The 19663-nt window shown below is 68.6% G+C and carries 18 protein-coding genes; 10 read left to right on the top strand and 8 right to left on the bottom strand.

What is annotated here, in order from left to right:
- The 8 genes from U4Z64_RS29110 to U4Z64_RS29075 all read left to right on the top strand — a co-directional run bounded on the left by U4Z64_RS29110 (position 1) and on the right by U4Z64_RS29075 (position 7333).
- Positions 1-951 (top strand): 2-dehydropantoate 2-reductase, encoded by a 951-nt coding sequence (locus U4Z64_RS29110; protein WP_321821782.1) that lies wholly within the window; start codon positions 1-3, stop codon positions 949-951.
- The gene (locus U4Z64_RS29105; RefSeq protein WP_044848449.1) at positions 948-1340 is read left to right on the top strand and encodes a VOC family protein; all 393 of its coding nucleotides are present in this window, start codon (positions 948-950) and stop codon (positions 1338-1340) included. Before U4Z64_RS29110 ends, U4Z64_RS29105 begins: the two co-directional genes overlap by 4 nt.
- Positions 1341-1342: 2 nt before the next feature.
- A complete protein-coding gene (locus tag U4Z64_RS29100) occupies positions 1343-1801 on the top strand; it encodes a MaoC family dehydratase (protein WP_044848448.1) in 459 nt (152 codons plus the stop codon).
- Entirely contained in the window at positions 1801-3021 is a 1221-nt protein-coding gene (locus U4Z64_RS29095; RefSeq protein ID WP_044848447.1) for a CaiB/BaiF CoA transferase family protein, read from the top strand. Before U4Z64_RS29100 ends, U4Z64_RS29095 begins: the two co-directional genes overlap by 1 nt.
- The gene (aroE, locus tag U4Z64_RS29090; RefSeq protein WP_044848490.1) at positions 3021-3854 is read left to right on the top strand and encodes a shikimate dehydrogenase; all 834 of its coding nucleotides are present in this window, start codon (positions 3021-3023) and stop codon (positions 3852-3854) included. Before U4Z64_RS29095 ends, aroE begins: the two co-directional genes overlap by 1 nt.
- A gap of 19 nt (positions 3855-3873) precedes the next feature.
- Positions 3874-4317, top strand: a complete 444-nt coding sequence (aroQ, locus tag U4Z64_RS29085) for a type II 3-dehydroquinate dehydratase (RefSeq protein WP_321821781.1) — start codon at positions 3874-3876, stop codon at positions 4315-4317.
- A 207-nt stretch (positions 4318-4524) separates the two neighbouring features.
- Positions 4525-5952: an MFS transporter gene (locus U4Z64_RS29080; RefSeq protein ID WP_321821780.1), complete on the top strand. Its 1428-nt coding sequence runs from the start codon at positions 4525-4527 to the stop codon at positions 5950-5952.
- A 136-nt stretch (positions 5953-6088) separates the two neighbouring features.
- The gene (locus tag U4Z64_RS29075) at positions 6089-7333 is read left to right on the top strand and encodes an MFS transporter (protein ID WP_321821779.1); all 1245 of its coding nucleotides are present in this window, start codon (positions 6089-6091) and stop codon (positions 7331-7333) included.
- A 264-nt stretch (positions 7334-7597) separates the two neighbouring features.
- Here the strand turns inward: U4Z64_RS29075 and U4Z64_RS29070 are convergent, their stop codons facing one another.
- A complete protein-coding gene (locus U4Z64_RS29070; RefSeq protein ID WP_415750607.1) occupies positions 7598-8971 on the bottom strand; it encodes an AraC family transcriptional regulator in 1374 nt (457 codons plus the stop codon).
- Entirely contained in the window at positions 8857-10491 is a 1635-nt protein-coding gene (locus tag U4Z64_RS29065) for an AMP-binding protein (protein WP_321821778.1), read from the bottom strand. The genes U4Z64_RS29070 and U4Z64_RS29065 overlap by 115 nt, the downstream gene beginning before the upstream one ends.
- Before the next feature lie 321 nt (positions 10492-10812).
- On the opposite strand from U4Z64_RS29065, the gene U4Z64_RS29060 reads away from it, so the two are divergent.
- Together U4Z64_RS29060 and U4Z64_RS29055 are read left to right on the top strand one after the other, a co-directional pair.
- Positions 10813-11913: an AraC family transcriptional regulator gene (locus tag U4Z64_RS29060; protein ID WP_321821777.1), complete on the top strand. Its 1101-nt coding sequence runs from the start codon at positions 10813-10815 to the stop codon at positions 11911-11913.
- Between the two features lie 144 nt (positions 11914-12057).
- The gene (locus tag U4Z64_RS29055; RefSeq protein ID WP_321821776.1) at positions 12058-12447 is read left to right on the top strand and encodes a hypothetical protein; all 390 of its coding nucleotides are present in this window, start codon (positions 12058-12060) and stop codon (positions 12445-12447) included.
- A gap of 191 nt (positions 12448-12638) precedes the next feature.
- Here the strand turns inward: U4Z64_RS29055 and U4Z64_RS29050 are convergent, their stop codons facing one another.
- The 6 genes from U4Z64_RS29050 to U4Z64_RS29025 form a co-directional block, all read right to left on the bottom strand.
- Entirely contained in the window at positions 12639-14132 is a 1494-nt protein-coding gene (locus tag U4Z64_RS29050; RefSeq protein ID WP_257774842.1) for a sensor histidine kinase, read from the bottom strand.
- Positions 14132-14851, bottom strand: a complete 720-nt coding sequence (locus tag U4Z64_RS29045) for a response regulator transcription factor (protein ID WP_321821775.1) — start codon at positions 14849-14851, stop codon at positions 14132-14134. Before U4Z64_RS29045 ends, U4Z64_RS29050 begins: the two co-directional genes overlap by 1 nt.
- A 349-nt stretch (positions 14852-15200) precedes the next feature.
- A complete protein-coding gene (locus U4Z64_RS29040; RefSeq protein WP_321821774.1) occupies positions 15201-15731 on the bottom strand; it encodes an OsmC family protein in 531 nt (176 codons plus the stop codon).
- 60 nt (positions 15732-15791) lie between these two features.
- A complete protein-coding gene (locus U4Z64_RS29035) occupies positions 15792-16862 on the bottom strand; it encodes a substrate-binding domain-containing protein (RefSeq protein ID WP_321821773.1) in 1071 nt (356 codons plus the stop codon).
- A gap of 166 nt (positions 16863-17028) precedes the next feature.
- Positions 17029-18084 (bottom strand): ABC transporter permease, encoded by a 1056-nt coding sequence (locus U4Z64_RS29030; protein ID WP_321821772.1) that lies wholly within the window; start codon positions 18082-18084, stop codon positions 17029-17031.
- Positions 18081-19625, bottom strand: a complete 1545-nt coding sequence (locus U4Z64_RS29025; protein ID WP_321821771.1) for a sugar ABC transporter ATP-binding protein — start codon at positions 19623-19625, stop codon at positions 18081-18083. The genes U4Z64_RS29030 and U4Z64_RS29025 overlap by 4 nt, the downstream gene beginning before the upstream one ends.
- Positions 19626-19663: the final 38 nt, after the last annotated feature.

Here is a 19663-nt window from a genome sequence, read left to right as displayed (position 1 = left end):
TTGAAAATAGCAATTCTGGGCGCCGGCGCACTCGGCTGCGCGATCGGCGCCACCCTCACCCAAGGCGGCCACGAGACCTGGCTGATCGACCGCTCGCCGGCACACGTCGATGCGATGCGCCGTGACGGCCTGCGCGTCGACGACGCGGGCGGCACCCGCCACGTACGCGTCCACGCGACGACCCAGGCTGCCGATGTCGGCGTGGCCGACCTGGTGGTGGTGCTGGTCAAGTCGTTCCACACCGACGCGGCCATCCGCGGCGCCCAATCGCTGGTGGGGCCGGATACCACCGTGCTGTCGCTGCAGAACGGCCTCGGACATGAGGACATCCTGATCGACGCCGTCGGCCGCGAGCGCGTCCTCGCGGGCAAGACCTACGTCGGTGGCGTGCTGCGCGGCGCGGGCCATATCGAATCCGGCGTGATCGGCAAATACACCTATATCGGCGAACTCGACGGCCGCATCACGCCGCGCGTGCAGGCGATCGCCGCCGCGTTCGATGCCGCCGGCCTCGCCACGACGATCAGCGACAACATCGTCGGCACGATGTGGGACAAGCTGCTGGTGAACGTCGCGACGGGTGCGCTGACCGGCCTGACCGGCCTCACCTACGGGCAGCTTTACGACGAACCGCTGCTGAAGGCGACGTCGCTCGCGGCCGTCGCCGAGGCGATCGCGGCGGCGCAGGCGGCCGGCGTCAAGCTGTCGATGACCGATCCCGAGCAGGCCTGGACGCTCGCCGCCGAGGGGCTGCCCGCGTCCTTCAAGACGTCGATGCTGCAAAGCCTGGAGAAGGGCTCGATCACCGAAATCGACTTCATCAACGGTTCGGTCGTGCGCTGGGGGCAACGCTACGGCGTGCCGACCCCGGTCAACGCAACGCTCGTCGCCTGCATCAAGGGGCTGGAACGCGCGATGGCCGACCGCCAACGGCAGGAGGCCGCCGCATGAATGCCACGAAAGCCTATCTCGAACACGTCGCGATCTGGGTCAAGGACATCCGCTGGCACATCCGCTTCTTCGAGGACGTGCTCGGCATGACCCTGCGCGAAGTGGACGGCACGCTCGACGCGCCGCGGCAGTACTGGACGCTCGGCGGCCTGCAGTTCATCCACGCGCCGGAACACGATGGTCCGGAAGGCCGGCTCGCGCATCTCGGCGTGATGTGCGAAGACCTGGAGGCCGCGCTGGCCGCGGCGCAACGCTTCGGCGTGACGGAGATGCCTCAAGGGCGCAACTGGCTTCGCCTGCCCGACGGGCTCGCCGTCGAGCTGATCCAGGCCAGGCCGGCTTCCTGCGTCGCGCAGGCGCTGGCGATCAACCCGCGCGCGGAGGCATGACCATGACGATCGTCGAAAAATACTGGGACGACGCCCGCGAGGGCGACACGTGCACGAGCCCGAGCTACACCGTGACCAAGGAGCGCATTCTCGCGTACGCCGACCTCACCGGCGACCATACGCCCGTCCACGTGGACGAGGAATACGCGAACGCGAGCCATTTCGGCTGCCTCGTCGCGCACGGGCTGTTCGGCCTGTCCATCGCCGACGGCCTGAAGACGCAGAGCGACTATCGCTTTCTGCCGGGCATGTCGCTCGGCTGGAGCTGGGATTTCCTGCTGCCGATCAAGGTCGGCGACGTGCTGCACGTGACGTTCCGCGTCGGCTCGATGCGGGCGAGCAAGAGTCGCCCGGACTGGGGCATCGTCGTGCTGCCGTCGGAGCTGATCAATCAGGACGGTCAGGTCGTTCAACGCGGCGAGCATCGCCTGATGGTGCCGCGCCGCCCGGAGGCACTGTGATGCAGGCTCGCCCACTCGAAGGCATTCGCGTCGTCGACTACAGCCACTTCCTTGCCGGGCCGTATGTCGGGCGCTGTCTCGCGGCGCTCGGCGCCGAAGTCATCAAGGTCGAGCGCCCCGGCTCGGGCGATGCGGGACGCCAGCACGCGACCGTGCTCGACGACCAGCAAAGCGGCTACTTCCTGCAGCTCAACATGGGCAAGCGCGGCGTGAGCGTCAACATGAAGGACGCGCGCGGCAAGGCGTTCATGCAGCGGCTGTGCGACTCGGCCGACGTGTTCATCGAGAACTATCGGCCGGGCGCGCTGGACAAGCTCGGGCTCGGCTATGCCGAACTGTCCGCGCGCAATCCGGGCCTCGTCTACTGTTCGATTTCGGCGTACGGGCATACCGGTCCGGACGCGCATCGCGCAGGCTTCGGGCTGATCGCGGAAGCCAAGAGCGGCATCATGCAGATGGTCGGCACGCCCGGCGAGCGGCCGCCGCTGCTGCGCATCTCGCTCGGCGACATGTATACCGGCATTCATGCGGTCGCGGCCATCAACGCCGCGCTGCTGGGGCGCGTGAAGAGCGGCCGCGGGCAACACATCGACATGGCGCTGTACGACACGCTGGTATCGATGCACGAATACGCGGTGCAGTGCTACACGCTGCAGGGCGTGCTGCCCGAGCAGACCGGCCACGACATGCCGACCTCGACGCTCTACGGCGTATTCCGCGCCGCGGACGGCGATCTCGTGATCGCCGCGCAAGTCGACGACGCGTGGAAACGCTTCGCCGAGCTGATCGCGACGCACGGCGGCCCGGCGGAGTTCGGCGCCGACACGCGGTTTCACGACAGCACCGGGCGCAACGCGCACCGCGCGGAGATCCTGTCGGTGGTCGAGCCGTGGGTGGCCGCGCGTTCCGTCGCGTCGGTACTGGAACTGCTCGACGGCATCGACGTTCCGTGCGCGAAGGTGCAGCGCATCGACGAGGTATTGAACGATCCGCAGATCCAGGCGCGAGGCATGGTCGTCGAGCAACAGCATCCGCGCTACGGGACGCTGCGCCTGCCCAACCTGCCGTTCCGGTTTTCCGATTGCGATACGACGATACGCGACGTCGCGCCCGATCTCGGGCAGCACAACGCGGAAGTCGCGCGCGCCCTCGGGTTCGATCCGGCCGAAATCGACGCGATGCAGGCCGACGGCGTCCTCTATTCAAAAGCGAGCCAATGATGACCGACCAGTACGCGGTGATCGGCAATCCGATCGGGCACACGAAATCCCCGTTGATTCACGGCCTCTTCGCGCAGCAGACGCGCCAGGACCTCAGCTACACGGCGATCGAGGGGCCCGTCGAGCCGGCAGGCGCTTTCGCTGCCACGGTTCGCGCGTTTTTCGACGGCGGCGGCAAGGGCATCAACGTCACTGCACCGTTCAAGCTCGACGCGTTCGCGATGTCGGACGAACGCAGCGAGCGGGCGCAGCTCGCGGGCGCGGCCAACGCGCTCAAGTTCGACGGCGGCCGCATCCTGGCCGACAACTTCGACGGCATCGGCCTGGTTCGCGATATCGAGGCGAACCTCAGGCTGCCGATGGCCGGCAAGCGTGTCCTGGTGCTCGGTGCGGGCGGCGCGGCACGCGGCGCGCTGTTGCCGTTCCTCGAAGCCGGACCGGCTGAACTGGTCATCGCGAATCGCGACGTCGACAAGGCGCGTGCGTTGGTCGCGCAGGTCGCCGGACGCGGTCCGCTCGTTGCCGGCGGCTACGCGGACCTCGCACGCATGGGGCGTTTCGACCTGGTCGTCAACGCGACGTCGGCGAGCCTGACCGGCGACCTGCCGCCGGTCCCGCCGAGCGTGTTCAGTCCGGCCGGCACGGCCTACGAACTTGCCTACGGCAAGCGTCTGACGCCGTTTCTCCGGCTCGCGAAAAACGCCGGCGTGCACGGCATTGCGGACGGCGTCGGCATGCTGGTCGAGCAGGCAGCCGAAGCGTTCGCGTGGTGGCGCGGCGTACGCCCCGAGACCAGCTCGGTGATCGATCGGCTGGCCGTGCCCTTTGATTGAACACGCGATGGAGATTCGCATGAAGAAGATCCTGATGCTGCATGGCATCAATCACAACATGTTCGGCAAGCGCGACCCGGCACAGTACGGGACGATCACGCTCGCGCAGATCGATGCGCGGCTGCAAGGGCTGGCGGAGGAACTGGGTGTACAGGTGGACTCGTTCCAGACGAACAGCGAAGGCGCGATGTGCGAGCGCATTCATCGCGCTTTCGAGGAACGCCAGGATGCGGTGCTGATCAACGCCGGGGCATGGACGCATTACAGCTACGGGATTCGCGATGCCCTCGCCATCCTCACGTGCCCGATCGTCGAACTGCACATGTCCAACATTCATGCGCGCGAGCCGTTCCGGCATCACTCCGTGCTGGCCGAGATCGTCAGCGGGCAGATTTGCGGTTTCGGAGTCCAGAGCTATCTGCTGGCGCTGAGGGCCGCGGTCTCGGCGCTCGGCGACGCATAGGCCGATTCCCGCATCGGCCGCCGATGCGGGACCGGCGCCCATGCGCAACCGTTCCCGGGTGCACGGCGTGGCGCACCGCGCTGGTTCGCCGTGCGTCGGATCGACGGGCCCCGGTCAGGTCACACAACGGAGTCGCCACATCGGGCAGTGACGACTCCCCGCATCACCCGCGTTGCCCGGCACACATATCAATATCTGGAGACGACGATGACCACGACCTTGCGAGACGAGCCTCGCGGCAGGCACCAATCGAGAAAAGCCGCCATCAGCGGCTGGATCGGCTCGGTGCTCGAATACTACGATTTCTTCATCTACGCCACGGCATCGGCACTGATCTTCCCGCAGATATTCTTTCCGCACGGCAGCCCCACGACCGCCATCATCGCGTCGCTGGCCACTTACGGTGTCGGCTACGTGTCGCGCCCGATCGGCGCGTTCGTGCTCGGCCATCTCGGCGACACGCGCGGACGCAAAACCGTCCTGCTGTTCTGCATGTTCCTGATGGGCATCTCGACCGTCGGCGTCGGCCTGCTGCCGACCTATCAGCAAGCCGGGCTGATCGCGCCGGCCTTGCTGGTGACGCTTCGCCTGCTGCAAGGTTTCGCCGTGGCCGGCGAGATCACCGGCGCGAGCTCGATGATCCTGGAACACGCGCCGTTCGGTCGGCGCGGATACTTCGTCAGCTTCACGCTGCAAGGCGTGCAGGCGGGCCAGGTGCTGGCCGCCGCCGTGTTCCTGCCGCTCGCCTACTACATGCCGTCCGCGCAATTCGACAGCTGGGGCTGGCGCATTCCGTTCCTGCTGAGTGCGCTGGTCATCGTCGCGGGTTTGATCATTCGGCGCCAGGTCGACGAGTCGCCGGCCTTCGATGAAGCGGTACGCAACCAGGCGCAAGCCGGCTCGCCCGTCGCCGACGCTTTCCGGCATCACTTTCCAGACATGGTGCGCGTGGCCTGCATGTCGATGATGAACGTGATTCCGGTCGTCGCCACGATCTTCGGCGCAGCCTATGCGGTGCAGCCGGCGTATGGCATCGGCTTCCAGAAAGACGTCTATCTCTGGATCACGGTGATGGGCAATATCGTTGCGATGATCGTGATTCCGTTCGTCGGCAACCTGTCCGACAAGGTCGGACGCCGGCCGCCGATCATCGTCGGCGCGCTGGCGGCCGGCCTGCTCGCGTTCGCCTACCTGTATGCGATCAGCATCCGCAACGTGCCGCTCGCGTTCGCGATGTCGATGCTCATGTGGGGGGTCGTGTACCAGGGCTACAACGCGGTATTTCCGTGCTTTTACCCGGAACTCTTCCCGACCCGCACGCGCGTCTCCGCGATGGCGATCGCGCAGAACCTCGGCACCGCGGCCACGGCGATGCTGCCCGCGCTGTTCACCGCAGTCGCGCCGCCCGGCGCACACCACGTGTGGCTGATCGTCGGCGGGATCGCGTTCGGCATCACCGTGATTGCGTCGCTCGCGGCCGCGAGCGCACGCGAGACCCATCGTGTCCATATGAACGACCTGGGGCAAGCGAACGCTCGACCGGTCGACAAGGCAGAGTACGACCGGCTGCGCGTCGCTGCGATGGCGCACCATCGCGTCGCGCACGAACACGTGCCGGGATCGCTGGGCAGCTAGCCGGCGCTCGACGGGGCGTCGTGTCCGACGCCTCGTCCGCCGGGCAGTTCCGGCTTGCTGCTGCACCCTCGCCGGCAGAGCGCACTTGCGTTGCCGCTGTCTTCACCCGATGCCTGATACCGTGCCGAAAACCGTCATGCCGGACACCACGCGCCCTGCCCGCCTGAACTTCGCGCTCATGTTGCCGCTTCTGCTGGCGGCCCAGCCGGTGGCGACCGACAGTTACCTGCCGGCGCTGCCTGAAATCGCCGCAACGCTGGGGTCCGCCAGCGTCAGCCTGACGGTTTTCGCATTGATATTCGGTATCGGGCAATTGCCGATGGGCAGTCTTGCCGACCGGTACGGCCGCCGCCCCGTGCTGCTGAGCGGCCTTGCGCTCTATACGCTGGCAGCGCTCGCGGCTGCGCTCGCGTCGAGCGCGGCGATGCTGGTCGCCGCTCGCGCGATGCAGGGCTTTGCGATGGCCGCGATCCTGGTATGCGCGCGCGCGACGGTGCGCGACCGGTATTCGGCAGCCGAAGGCCCGTACGTGATGGCGCGCGGTTTCATGGGAATGGGGATGATGGCGTTCCTCGCGCCGATTCTCGGTGCGTATGTCACGCAGCAGGCCGGATGGCGATGGGTGCTCGCGGGGATGAGCCTGTATGCGTTCGGGCTGCTCGTCATGTGCTGGTACGGCTTCGAGGAAAGCTTCACCCGAGTCGCTTCGGGCCGGGGCTCGATCCGCGGCTCGATCCGCGACGTGCGCGAGATATTCGGCAATGCCACGTTCAGGGTATGGGCGCTGCTGGCCGCCTCGACGTACACCGGCATGTTCTGCTTTCTCTTGCTCTCGCCCGCAATCTACATCCGGCATCTCGGCCTGTCGCCCCAGCGATATGGCTGGATACCGGCGAGCGGTACCTTCGTCTATGTCCTGAGTACGTATGGCTGCCGCCTGTTGCTGCGACGTCAGAGCATGCTGCGAACGGTGCGACAAGGCGCAACGTTGAGCCTCACCGGCGCGGTGATTCAGGCATTGGGGTGTGCGCTGCTTCCCGGAAGCATCTGGCCGCTGCTCCTCGGGCATGGCGTGTATTGCCTCGGGCACGGCATCCATCAGCCCTGCGGGCAGGCAGGCGCGGTCAGCAGCCTGCCTCATCTGGCGGGCCGCGCGGTATCGTGGTCCGGCTTCATCATGATGTTCTTCGCTTTCAGCGTGGGGCAGACGGCAGCGGTCTTCACCGATCCGCGCTATCAACTGGGCGCGTGGCCGATGGTGGTGCCGATGCTCGTCGTCGGCGTGACGCTGGTCACGATCGCGTTTGCCTGGCTGCCGGCAATCATCCGCACGACGTCGGTCGGCACGCAATCCGGCGTATCGGCGAGTTCGAGCAGCTGACCGGGCCGCCGTGCTTGCGTGTGAAGCGCGCGGCCGATTCGCTCGCCCTGTCCGTCGAATGGGTCGCGCGCGATGTGACGCCGCCCGCTCGTGACCGCGAACGACGCGAGGTGGACGATCTTCGCGACGCGCTATTGCCGATACGAAAAGCAAAACGACACGCCGCACGCACGCCGACGCCTGACGACGGGGAGCCGTCCATGGGAGCGCGCGAAGGATGCCGGTTATGGGAGCGGGATCGAAACCGGGTTTGAACAACCCGCGCTACGCGCGCCGCCGGTAAGTCCCCGGCGTACTCCCCGTCCAGTGGCGGAACGCGCGATGGAACGCGCTCGGATCGTCGAAGCCGATATCGGCGCCGATCGCCGCGATCGTGTCGAGCGTGTCGGTGAGCCGCTGGATCGCGATGTCGCGCCGCAGTTCGTCCTTGAGCGCCTGGAACGTCGTGCCTTCCGAGGCCAGATGGCGGCTCAGCGTGCGCACCGAACAATGCAGATGCTCGGCCGCCTGTTCGATCACCGGCAGGTCGGGCAGCGCCGCCGACAGGTATTGCCGCACGCGATGGCACACGAGCTGTTCGCTGAACGATTCGAAGATCCAGTCGCCGGGCGCGCGCGCGAGGAACTTGCGCAGGTTGCGCTTGCTCTGCCGGATTGGCGCGTCGAGGTAGTCGGCGCTGAAGCGCATCAGCGTGCGTTCGCAGTCGAACTGCACGGAGCCGGTGAAGAAGTACAGGTGCTCGACCGCATGGCGCGGCCGCGGGCACGCGAACTCGATCCGCAGCAGCGGGATCTTCTGCCCGATCAGCCAGGAACACACGCCGTGCACGAGCTTGAGCATCAGCTCCTGGCCGAGCGCGCCGATCGGGCCGACGGCCGGGTTCGGCCGCAGCAGCACCTGCGCGACGAGGCCGTCGCGCTTCGATTCGACGAAGAAGTCGTCGAGCAGGATATGGAAGAACTGGCCGAAACGGTGCAGCGCCGTTTCGAGGTTGCGCGCATCGAGCAGGCTCAGGCACAGGTACTTCAGCGTGCCGCCGCGCAGCGGGCGCGAGAAGATGCCGGGCATCTCGTCGTCGAGGTCGATCGCGAGCGTGCGGTACAGCGTCGAGAACTGCTCTTCCGTCACGCGCGCGTGCGGCTCGCCGAGCAGCTCGAGCGGGATGCCGGCCCCGCGCAGGTAACGCTCGACCACGTCGCGCTGCGCGCCCGCGCTCGCCAGAAAGCCGTTGACGAGCGAAATCGGCACCGTCGCGCTCGGCGACGGCAGCGCCTGCCCGGGCCGGGCGGAAGGTGAGTCTGAACCGGTCATCGCGTCCCCGTCGGTCGAACCGCTCGCATTGTACTTGAGCGGCCCGGGCCGGGCTTTTGGGGCTTTTGGGGCTTTTGGGGCTTTTGGGGCTTTTGGGGCTTTTGGGGCTCTCTCGGCTCTCTCGACTTTCTCGACTTTCTCGACTTTCTCGGCTCTCTCGGCTTTCGGCGCGCCGGCCCGCGCGCCGCCGGGCGCGCGACGCGTCGGCGCCATCAGTCGGCGCGGCTGAGTTCCCGGCGCAGGATCTTGCCGACCGTCGACTTCGGCAGCCGCTCGACCAGGCGGATCAGCTTCGGCACCTTGTACGCCGCGAGGTTCGCGCGACAATGCGCGACGAGCTCCGCTTCGGTCACGGCCGCGTCCGGCGCGAGCACCACGAACAGCTTCACGGCCTCGCCGGTGCGCGCGTCCGGCACGCCGATGCACGCGCATTCGGCCACGCCCGGCAACGCGGTGGCAACCGCTTCCACCTCGTTCGGGTACACGTTGAAGCCCGACACGATGATCATGTCCTTCTTGCGGTCGACGATCTTCAGGAAGCCGGCCGCGTCGAACACGCCGATGTCGCCGGTGCGGAAGTAGCCGTCCGCGGTGAACGCCGCCGCATTCGCTTCCGGCTTCTGCCAGTAACCGCCCATCACCTGCGGCCCCAGCACGCAGATCTCGCCCGCTTCGCCGATCGCGACCTCGCGATCCTGGTCGTCGAGCAGCTTCACGTCGGTCGACGGCAGCGGCAGGCCGGTCGTGCCGGTGAACGCGTCGATCGACTGCGGGTTGAAGGTGACCACCGGCGACGTTTCCGACAGCCCGTACCCTTCGCGGATGAAGTTGCCCGTCACGGCCTTCCAGCGCGCGGAGATCACGTCGATCACCGCCGCGCCGCCGCCGGCCGACAGCTTCAGCCGCGACCAGTCGACTTCCTTCAGCCGCGGATGGCCCGCGAGCCCCGCATACAGCGTGTTGACGCCGACGAACACCGTCGGCCGTGCGGCCTTCAGCACGTCGATGAAGCCGTCCATGTCACGCGGATTCGCGACGAGCCAGTTCTCCGCGCCGATCGCGAAGTAGGACAGGAAGTTCACCGTCAGCGCGAAGATGTGATACAGCGGGATCGCCGTGACGACGGCCTCCTCGCCCGGCTGCCGTGCGCCCGACACGATCGCCGCGAACTGCTCGATGTTCGCGACCAGGTTGCGGTGCGACAGCGCGGCGCCCTTCGACAGCCCGGTCGTGCCGCCCGTGTATTGCAGCAGCAGCAGATCGGCGCCGCCGAGCGCGACCGGCTCGAATGCGAGCGTTTCGCCGGCGGCGAGTGCATCCGCGAGCGGGATCGAGCCCGGCGGCAACGCGTCGCACGCGCCGGGCGGCGCATCGACGACACCGAGATCGCCGCGGCCCACGCCCAGCACGGTCCGGATGCGCGTCTTGCCGACCACGTCGGCGAACGTCCCCATCGAGCCGCCGCACACCACGGCCACTTCGACGCCCGCGTCGTTGAGCTGGTGCTCGAGTTCGTGCGCGGTATAGAACGGGTTCACGTTGACCTGGATCGCGCCGAGCCGCGCGAGCGCGACGGTCGCCACCGGAAACGCGAGCACGTTCGGCAGCATCACGGCCACGCGGTCGCCCTTGCGCACGCCGACGACCTGCTGCAGGTACGCGGCGAGCGCGGCCGACAGGCGGTCGACGTCGGCGTAGGTCAGCGTGCGGCCGAGCGCGCGGAACGCGGGACGATCGGCGAAGCGGCGCATCGCGTCGTCCAGCAGCGCGGTTACGGAAGGAAAGCGATCGGGGTCGATCTCGGCGGGGATCGAGCCGTACGAGCCGATCCAGTGTCTCTTCGTCATTGTCCTGCTCCTCGGGGGACGGCACCGGGCAGCGCCGTTCGCACGGCGGCCCGCGCACCGGATGCGCATGGGCCGTCGCCTGACCGGGAACTATCGCGCGCCAACCGCGCTTTGAAAATGATCCGGGCGGTCGAAAAGATGATCGAAACGGACACGCGGACGCGCGGCGAGCGACCCGCCGCGGCGTGCGCTCGCGCGACGGTTCACCCTTGCCGGACCGTGCAAGCCCGTGCGCATCAGGGTGAACCCTATGGCGCGCCCGCGCGTTCCGGCGCAGAATCGCGAACCCGGAACGGTATCGAATCGGACGCAGAACCAGCCATGCCGCGCAGTGCGCTCTTGACCCCGACGGCCGCCGGCGCCGCCCCGCCGCCGGACGCGCCGCTTGCCCCCGCGTCGCGCGAGAAACGCTTCTCGCCGGCCAAGCTGGCCGTGCTCGTCGGCGTCGCGCAGGAACTCGGCCTCGACCCGGCCGCGGTGCTCGACGGCACCGGCCTGGCGCCGGACGCCGTCGCCGACCCGTTCACGCTCACGTCGTCGCTGCAGTTCCTGACCGCCGCGCGCAACGCGATCGGCCGCTACGACGGCACCGATCTCGGCGTGCAGGTCGGCCGCCGGCTGCATGCGTCGAGCTACGGGATGTACGGCTACGCGATGCTGTGCTCGGAATCGCTCGCGCATGCATTCGATTCCGCCGTCAAATATCACCAGCTGGCCAACGGGATGCTCGCGATCCGCTGGGTCGAACAGGGCGACACCGCGTCGTGGCTGTTTCCGGATCCGCACGAAGCCGCGCTGGCCGGGCCGGACCTGCCGCTGTACCGCTTCCTGATCGACATGCAGTTCGCGCTGCACGTGACGATCATCAAGGACGTGATGGGCGCGTGGTGCGTGCCGGCCCGCGCGCAGTTCGCGCAGCCGGAGCCGGCGCACGCGGCGCAGCTCGCCGATGCGCTCGAATGCCCGATCGCGTTCGACCAGCCGCACCATGTGTTGAGCTACCCGGCCGCGTGGCTCGCTCGCGCGCCGCAGCTCGCGAACCCGATCACCGCCGCGCAGGTGTCGTCGCACTGCGCGCGCCTGCTCGACGAGTTGCGCAGCCAGGCCGGCGTCACGCGGCGCGTCTACCAGGAACTCACGCGCACGCCCGGGCAGTTTCCGGACATCGACGCGATCGCCGATACGCTGTGCATGACATCGCGCACGCTGCGCCGCAAGCTCGACGCCGAAGGCTCGTCGTACAGCGAACTGCTGACGAGCGTGCGCAAGGCGCTCGCGATCGATTACCTGAGCACCACCACGCTCAGCACCGAGGACATCGCGCTGACGCTCGGCTTCAGCGACGCGGTGGGGTTCCGCCACGCGTTCAAGCGCTGGACCGGCACGACGCCGAGCGAGGTGCGGCGCAAGCGTGGCGGGTGACGGCGGGCACCGCGGGTGGCGTGGACCAGGATCAGCGAAGTCGTCACCGGAGCAGCGCAAACCGACCGTGTTCTTTTTTCAGCCGAAAGAAGGCGCGCTTTCGCCAGCCGTCGCGCCGATCTTGCGCGTTGAACAGGGAGAATCATGAAACCGTTGCATAGCCGTTGCCTGGCACTTCTCGGTGGCGTCAAGTCTGTTGTCTGGCTGCTCGTCTGCGCATCCGCGCATGCGCAGACTTCCGGGCCGTTCGAACTGAAGTGGACCCATCCAGGCGAGAAGCTCGTCTACCAGTCGCGCGGCTGTGCCGATGAATGCTGGGAGGCTGCGGTGGTGAACAAGCGTACCGGTGTCTTGCTTGCACGCCTGCGCTGCGACGGCACCGACTTGCCGTTGACCCTGCGCGGCTACCGGCCCGCCGCGACGCCATCCCAAGTGGATCTCGGCGATTGCAGCCCCGATTCGTGGCCGCCAGACGGCGTGAACAAGTTCGAGGCCATATCGGCGGAATTCGAGCGATTGCTCAGGATGCCTTGACGCTGGCGACTCGCACGGCAGCGCTCGGCACCGAGCGCTTTCAGCGTGACATCCTGATGCTGAAATCGCGACATCGTTCGAAACCACGGACGACCGACGAGCGGGGCCCGGCCCGCCGCGATTTCCGAGCATGCATTCGGGCGGAAATCGCGCCAACGGCGCGGGTCGGCTTCAGTCGGCTTCAGTCGGCTTCACCGCGCGTCACCCGCCGCCGGATTCGCCACCGCCAGCGCAAACTCGAACACCGCGCCGCGCCCGTCCCGATCGACGAGCCGGATGCCGCTGCCGTTGAGCGCCAGCATCCGGTGCACGATCAGCAGCCCGAGCCCGCCGCTCGTCGCCGCGCCGCCGCTGATCGGCCGCTGCGGCCGCCGGAACAGCCCTTCGCGCCGCGCCGGCGGAATCCCTTCGCCGGTATCCGACACGGTCACCACCACGCGATCGTCGAGCGGCGTCAGCGCGACCTCGACCTCGCCGTGCTGCGGCGTGTGCCGCAATGCGTTGTCGAGCAGGTTGGTCAGCACGCGCTCGATCATCCCGAGATCGGCCGACACGACCGGCACGCGCGGCGGGATCCGCGCATGCAGCGCGATGCCGCGCGACTGCGCGGCGAGTTCGAACTTCTGGAATACGTCCTGCACGAGATCGACGAGCGAGAACGGCTCGCGCTCGGCCTGCACGCCGCCCGACTCGAGCCGCGCGAGCTCGAACAGCGCCTGCGCGAGCCGGCCGACCTTCGAACTCTGCGCGAGCGCGATCGACAGGTAGCGGCGGCGCTCGGGTTCGGCGAGCGTGTCGGACTTCAGCGACAGCGTCTCCAGATAGCCGTGCAGCGACGTCAGCGGCGTGCGCAGGTCGTGCGAGATGTTCGTGATCAGTTCGCGCCGCTGCTGGTCCTGGCGCGTCAGCGCGCGCCACTGGTCGCCGATCCGGTCGGCCATCTGCGCGAACGCGGATTCGAGCACCGCGATCTCGTCGCCGCGTCGCCCCGGCGGCGAGCGCGGCACCGGCGGCTGCGCATCGGGCGCGGCGTTCGCGTCGAAGCGGCGCATCGCGTCGGTCAGCCGGCGCAGCGGGCGCGTGATGAAGCTGAACGCGATCAGGCCCGCGAGCAGGCCGAGCAGCGCGACGACCGCCATCGACCACAGCGTCGTGCGCAGCACGTTGCCGGCGTCGACGCGCGCGGCCAGCCGGTCGTGCGCTTCGCCGAGCAGCACCACGTAGATATAGCCGGACGGCGGCTGCCCTGCGCGCTGCAGCGGCGCGGCGCTGAACACCTTGCGCGCGTCGGGGCTGCGCGGATCGTCGCCGAGGATCGGCAGCGGCTCGCCCGCGATGAAGCGCTGCACCGGCGCGAGATCGACGCGCTCGCGCTTCACGTGGCCGGGCGGCGCGTCGTCGCCCTTGATGCGCCCCGCGTTGTCGAGCAGGTACACCTCGACGCTCGGGTTCACGCCCATCAACTGGCCGAACAGCGTGCGCACGGCGTCCGGGCGCAGCCCGTTCGCGTCCATCAGCGGCGTGCTGCCGGCGATGTGCGCGGCGAGATCGCGCGACAGGCCCTGCACGACTTCCTTCTCGCGCATGTCGTTCGCGCGGATCTGCAGCCACGCCGACGCACCCGAGCACGCGAGCAGCAGGATCGAGAACACGAGCGACAGCCGCTGGGTGAGGGTCAGCTTCATCACGTGTCCCGCTGGTCCGGCGCGGCGAGCTTGTAGCCGCGCCCCCACACGGTGAGGATCCGCAGGGGCTCGGCCGGATCGGCCTCGATCTTCGCGCGCAGCCGGTTGATGTGGGTGTTCACCGTGTGTTCGTAGCCTTCGTGCTGATAGCCCCACACGGCATTGAGCAGGTCCATCCGCGAGAACACCTTGCCCGGATGCCGCGCGAAGAAATACAGCAGGTCGAACTCGCGCGGCGTGAGGTCGATGCGCGTGCCGTCGACGGCGGCTTCCCGCGCGATCGGGTCGATCGACAGCCCGGCGACGTCGAGCGTGCCGGCGTCGATCCGCGAATCGCGCGCGAGCGCGTCGACGCGCCGCAGCAGCGCCTTGACCCGCGCGACGAGTTCGAGCACCGAGAACGGCTTCGCCAGGTAATCGTCGGCGCCGAGTTCGAGGCCGAGGATCCGGTGCACCTCGCTCGAACGCGCGCTGGTGATGATGATCGGCGTGTAGCGCGTCATCGCGCGCGCGCGCCGGCAGATTTCCAGGCCGTCGACGCCCGGCAGCATCAGGTCGAGGATCAGCGCGTCCCAGTTGCCCTGTTCGAGCAGGCGCAGCCCTTCCGTGCCGTCCGCGCTGTGCACGACTTCGTAGCGCTCGTCGCGCAGGTGCAGGCTCAGCACGTCGGCGATGTCGGCGTCGTCTTCGACGATCAGGATGCGTTTGGGGTGGTCCATGGCGGTCGGCGGCGGCACGGCGGCGGCGGTCTTCGGTCTCGAACGGCGGGTCTGGCCGGCCAGGTCCGGCAAGCCGGCCTGCCCGGGGCGAATCGCGGCGCAATGCCGCGCTGCCGCCATTGTGCAAAATTTTGCGGCGGAAAGGGGTCACAAATCGTTTAACTCTGGATCGTGCCCGTCCCGTGAGCCAATGCCCGCAAGGCTTGCTGCCCCGTCCTCTAAACCTGGATCTGCGTTGTCCTGGCCGAACACCCAATGGACGTTAAAAATCGGGCCAGATTTCTTGCTTCATGCTGAAGGCGAATCAAACGGCAGGAATGGCCCGCAGACGCATCGCCGCTCCCGCGCGTCACCCCTGCGTATGCCGCAATTCGCCGTCGATCTCCTGCGGCAGCCTCAGCAGGTTGAAGATCGGGCAGACCGCCTCGACCGCCTGATGCAGCGCGCGGATGGCCTCGGACGGCTCGGGCGACACGATGTCGAGCGTATAGCGGATGTTGTGCGGGAATACCGGGACATGCTCGAACCCCGGCTGCTGTGCGAGCGGATGCTGGTCGCCGGTCACCTCGACCGCGATCGAATCGATCTTCAGGCCGCGCTCGGCCGCCTGGATCAACGTGATATGCGTGAGGCAACTGCCGAGCACGCCAAGCTGCAGCTCCGGCGACGCGGGCCCGAGGTTGTAGCCCGCGAAGTCGGGCGGACTGTCGCTGATCACCTGGAAGTCGCGAATCCGGATCTCGCGCACGCCGCTGCGACCGAGCGCGCGCGCGGTCGCCTTCAGCGGCGTCGCCTTGAAATCGGGATCGTTGCGGGCCGCCTGCTGCTTCGCGTGCCACGCATCGCGTTTTTGTGCGAGATAGTCGTTGAGTGTCGTCATGGTCGAGTCAGGGGTAGGCAGCACGCGGGCGACGGATCGATTCGCCGCGTGCCGAGGCCATCAGTCGGCCGCCGGAATCCATGCAGCGGTCGCCGCGTCGCTTGCGCGGAACGCAGGAAACTTCGCGCCGAGTTCGGCCACGGTGCGAATGTCGTTTTTCACGAGATCGTCGCGCGTGATCAGCGTCGGCTTGACCGCGATGCGTGCGCCCGGGTCCTGGCCGGCCACCAGCAGTGCCGCCGCGCGCACCGACACGGCGCCGACGACCGCGGGATTGGTCGCAGCGGTCGCGACCCACGCGCTGTTCGGCGAGCGGATCGCCTCGATGTCGGCCGTCGAGATGTCGGCACTGTAGATGCGGATCTTCGACGCCAGCTTCGCTTCGTCCGCGGCGAGCTTCGCGCCGCGCGCGAACTCGTCGTAAGGCGCAAAGACGACACGGATATCCGGATTCGCGCGATACGCGGCGGCCGCCTGATTCGCGACGGACTGCGCGATCGGATTGTCGACGGTGCCCCAGCGCGCCTTCTCCCGCACCTTCGGGTGCGCGCGCTTGAAGTCGCGCCACGCGGCATCGCGCCGGTCGAGCGGCGCAAAACCGGCGACGTAGACGTACCCGGCCGAGAACGCGTCGCCGTTGTCCTTGACGGCCTGCCCGAGCAGCAGGTTCGCGAGGTCGCGATCGTTCTGCTCGATCTGCGGCACCTTCGGGTTGCCGAGGTCGACGTCGAACGCGACGACCTTGATGCCTTTGTCCAGCGCACGCTGCACGACGTCCTTCAGCGATTCCGGCAGGCCGTGATTGACGATGATCGCGGACACGCCGACGCTGATCGCCTGCTGGATCTGCTCGCGCTGCTCGGCCGCATCCTGCCGGCCCTCGTAAATGCGCAGATCGACGCCGAGCGCACGTGCCTGCTTCTGCGCACCGGCCTCGTAGGCCTGGAAGAAGTCGCCGGTCGACAGATAGTTGACCAGCGCGATCTTCACGCCGCCCCTGTCGAACGGCGCGGGCGCGCCCTTGAGCGGACCGGCTTGCGCGGCGGGCACGCCCAGCGCAGTCGCGAACCACAGCATGCATGCACCGATCTTCAGATCGACGCGCGATTTCCGGCGAAGCAACGAGCGCATGGCGGGCCTGTCTCCAGATAGGACGATATCGGCCCAATCTATCAGCGCCGCACGCGAACTCAAACCGAGCGATTCGGAAATAGATATGACTTAGGATGACAAACCGTTCCGGTTCGGTGAGCCGGCCGATCAAGGCGAGCCGCTGCGGCGCATCGCGGCACGCGCATCACGCTCGCGCATCCGTGCGGCGCCCGATGCCGAACGTAAACGCCAGCGCGAGCACGAGCAGCGCGCCCTTGATGAAGTCCTGCATGTAGTACGGCGCGTTCAGCATCGTCAGCCCGTTGAGCAGCACGCCGACGAATACCGCGCCGACGACCGTACCGAACACGTTGGGCCGCTTCGCGCCCCATACCGCGTGACCGATCAGTGCGGCGGCCACCGCATCGAGCAGCAGCGAGTGGCCGGCGCTCACGTCGCCGCGACCGACCCGCGCGGCGATCAATACGCCGCCCAGCGACGCGATCGCCCCCGAGACGACGTACGCGGCGACCCGGTAGCGCGCGGCGGGCGCGCCGGCGAGCCGCGCGGCCGTTTCGTTGCCGCCGATCGCGTAGATCACGCGGCCCCATCGGGTGGCCTCCATCGCGACACAGGCCAGTGCCGTGACCGCTGCGAGCAGCAGCACCGGCAGCGGCACCACGTCGAACACGCGCAGCCGGCCGAGCGCGAGAAAGGCGTCGGGGAACACGCCGGTCGCGTCCGTGCCGTCGGGCAGCACCGAGCCGGTCGCGAGCGAACGGCCGCCGGTCGGAATCAATTGCAGGCCGGCCATCAGGAACAAGGTGCCGAGCGTCGCGAGCTGGTCGGGCACGCGCAGGCGCGTAATCAGCACGCCGTTGAACCACCCGGCGGCCACGCCGAGCGTCACGCAGGCGATCACCGCCGCCAGCGTACCGCCGTGCCACACGACCAGCACATAGCTGGCGGCCATCTGCGCGGTCGCGGCCACGCTGCCGACCGACAGGTCGAAACCGCCGGCGGCGAGCGTGATCGTCACGCCGATGCCGAGCAACGCGACGATCGACACCGACTGCAGGATGCTGAACAGATTGTCGACGTTCAGGAACGCGGGCTCCCTGAGCGCAAACCCGATCACCAGCAGGATCAGCACGAGCAGGATGCCCGTGCGCTCGAGCGCGTCGCGGACGCGGGCCGACGCGGCGCGCGGCCGTTCGGCGGGCGCGGCATCGTGCCGGGCGGAAGAAGTCACGGTTTTCATGAGCAGTCACGCAAGGTGGAGGACGTCGGAGGCGGGTCGTCGAGCGTCGCGCGATCGAACCGCACGATACGATCCGCGATCTCGGCAGCTTCCTCGAGATCGCTGACGAACACGATCGTCGCGCGCGCCTGCGCATGACGCCGCAGCGTATCGACGATATCGGCCCGCGCGCCGGCATCGATGCCCTGAAACGGTTCGTCGAGCAGCAACAGCCGCGCGGGTTCGGCATGCCAGCGTGCGAGCACGACTTTCTGCTGATTGCCGCCGGACAGGTGAGCCACTCGATCGTCCGGGCCGGTGCAGCGGATGCCGAACCGCGCGATCGCCGCCGCGGCGGCCGCGCGTTCGCGCGCCCTGCCCACCGGGCCGCGCGCGAACCAGCGCGCCAGAAACGGAAAACCGATCGTGCCCGCGATCGATGCGAACGGCACGCTGTCGGGAAACAGCGACGTGCGCCAGCGGTCCTCGCCGGCCAGGAAGACGCCGGCGCGAATCGCATCCGCCGGCGAACGCGGCCGCCACGGCCGCCCGTCGAGCGTCATGTCGCCGGCCACCGCGCGCGCGGCGCCGAAGATCGTATTGGCGAGCCGCGACTTGCCGCCGCCGACCGGCCCCGCGATCGCGACGATCTCGCCGCGCCGCACGTCGAGGTCGAACGGCGTACTGGCCGGCGTCAGCCGGATGCGCCGCATGCTGAACGCCGCGTCCGGTTCGCGCGGCGCGGCGCGGGCCGGCACCGGCTCACGCGTGTTCGGCAACGGCCGCCCGATCATCGTCTGCACCGCCGCATCCAGATCGACGGGTGCGGGCAGATCCGCGACGATGCGGCCGTCGCGGACGATCGCCACGCGATCGGCCATGCGCCGCAAATCGCCGAGCCGATGCGACACCAGCAGGATTGCCACGCCATCGCGGCGCAGCGCGTCCAGCAGCGCGTAGAGCCGCTCGGCCTCCGGGGCGGACAGGCTGGCGGTCGGCTCGTCGAGTATCAGCAGCGACGGCTGAGCGCCGAGCGCGCGCGCCAGCGTCACGCGTTGCTGGTCCGCCAGCGACAGCGACGCGAGCGGCGCGGCCAGGTCGGCGTCGAGCCCGACCCGCGCGGCGAGCGGTCGCGCCGCGACACGCCGCGCGGCCGGCGTCGCGCGCCACGGCGACGCCCGATCGCACAGCCGGTCGAGCAGCAGGTTGTCGGCGATCGACAGCGTCGGCACGACCGCGTCGGCGACCGACTGGTGCACGGTCGCGACACCGAGCCGCTTGGCCGCGTGCGGCGACGCCGGCCGATACGGTTGGCCGCGCAGTGTCAGCGTGCCGCCGTCCGGCCGCAGCACGCCGCTCAGGATCTTGACGAAGGTCGACTTGCCCGCGCCGTTCGCGCCCATCAGCGCGACCACTTCGCCCGCGTCGATCGTCAGGTTCAACGCCGACAGCGCGACGGTCGCGTCGAAACGCTTCGCGATGCCGGCGGCGCTCAGGACGGGCGACGACGCCGATCGACCTGCGTGCATCGCGCCGGCAACCTCGTTCGCCGTCGTAGTCATGCCGGCCCCCCCTGTCGGGCACGGCGCGGTTGCAGCCG

Origin of the sequence: Burkholderia sp. BCC1996 (assembly GCF_905339955.1) — a bacterium.
Classification (GTDB): Bacteria; Pseudomonadota; Gammaproteobacteria; order Burkholderiales; family Burkholderiaceae; genus Burkholderia.
This window is presented reverse-complemented; position numbering and strand designations above follow the sequence as displayed.

Excerpts from the sequence above, each read along its gene's own strand:
- U4Z64_RS29030 (WP_321821772.1), bottom strand. The coding sequence starts at position 18,084 with ATGAAAACCGTGACTTCTTCCGCCCGGCACGATGCCGCGCCCGCCGAA.
- U4Z64_RS29040 (WP_321821774.1), bottom strand. The coding sequence starts at position 15,731 with ATGACGACACTCAACGACTATCTCGCACAAAAACGCGATGCGTGGCAC.
- U4Z64_RS29100 (WP_044848448.1), top strand. The coding sequence starts at position 1,343 with ATGACGATCGTCGAAAAATACTGGGACGACGCCCGCGAGGGCGACACG.
- U4Z64_RS29080 (WP_321821780.1), top strand. The coding sequence starts at position 4,525 with ATGACCACGACCTTGCGAGACGAGCCTCGCGGCAGGCACCAATCGAGA.
- U4Z64_RS29105 (WP_044848449.1), top strand. The coding sequence starts at position 948 with ATGAATGCCACGAAAGCCTATCTCGAACACGTCGCGATCTGGGTCAAG.
- U4Z64_RS29095 (WP_044848447.1), top strand. The coding sequence starts at position 1,801 with ATGCAGGCTCGCCCACTCGAAGGCATTCGCGTCGTCGACTACAGCCAC.
- U4Z64_RS29050 (WP_257774842.1), bottom strand. The coding sequence starts at position 14,132 with ATGAAGCTGACCCTCACCCAGCGGCTGTCGCTCGTGTTCTCGATCCTG.
- U4Z64_RS29055 (WP_321821776.1), top strand. The coding sequence starts at position 12,058 with ATGAAACCGTTGCATAGCCGTTGCCTGGCACTTCTCGGTGGCGTCAAG.
- aroE (WP_044848490.1), top strand. The coding sequence starts at position 3,021 with ATGACCGACCAGTACGCGGTGATCGGCAATCCGATCGGGCACACGAAA.
- U4Z64_RS29060 (WP_321821777.1), top strand. The coding sequence starts at position 10,813 with ATGCCGCGCAGTGCGCTCTTGACCCCGACGGCCGCCGGCGCCGCCCCG.
- U4Z64_RS29025 (WP_321821771.1), bottom strand. The coding sequence starts at position 19,625 with ATGACTACGACGGCGAACGAGGTTGCCGGCGCGATGCACGCAGGTCGA.
- U4Z64_RS29075 (WP_321821779.1), top strand. The coding sequence starts at position 6,089 with ATGCCGGACACCACGCGCCCTGCCCGCCTGAACTTCGCGCTCATGTTG.
- aroQ (WP_321821781.1), top strand. The coding sequence starts at position 3,874 with ATGAAGAAGATCCTGATGCTGCATGGCATCAATCACAACATGTTCGGC.
- U4Z64_RS29065 (WP_321821778.1), bottom strand. The coding sequence starts at position 10,491 with ATGACGAAGAGACACTGGATCGGCTCGTACGGCTCGATCCCCGCCGAG.
- U4Z64_RS29035 (WP_321821773.1), bottom strand. The coding sequence starts at position 16,862 with ATGCGCTCGTTGCTTCGCCGGAAATCGCGCGTCGATCTGAAGATCGGT.
- U4Z64_RS29045 (WP_321821775.1), bottom strand. The coding sequence starts at position 14,851 with ATGGACCACCCCAAACGCATCCTGATCGTCGAAGACGACGCCGACATC.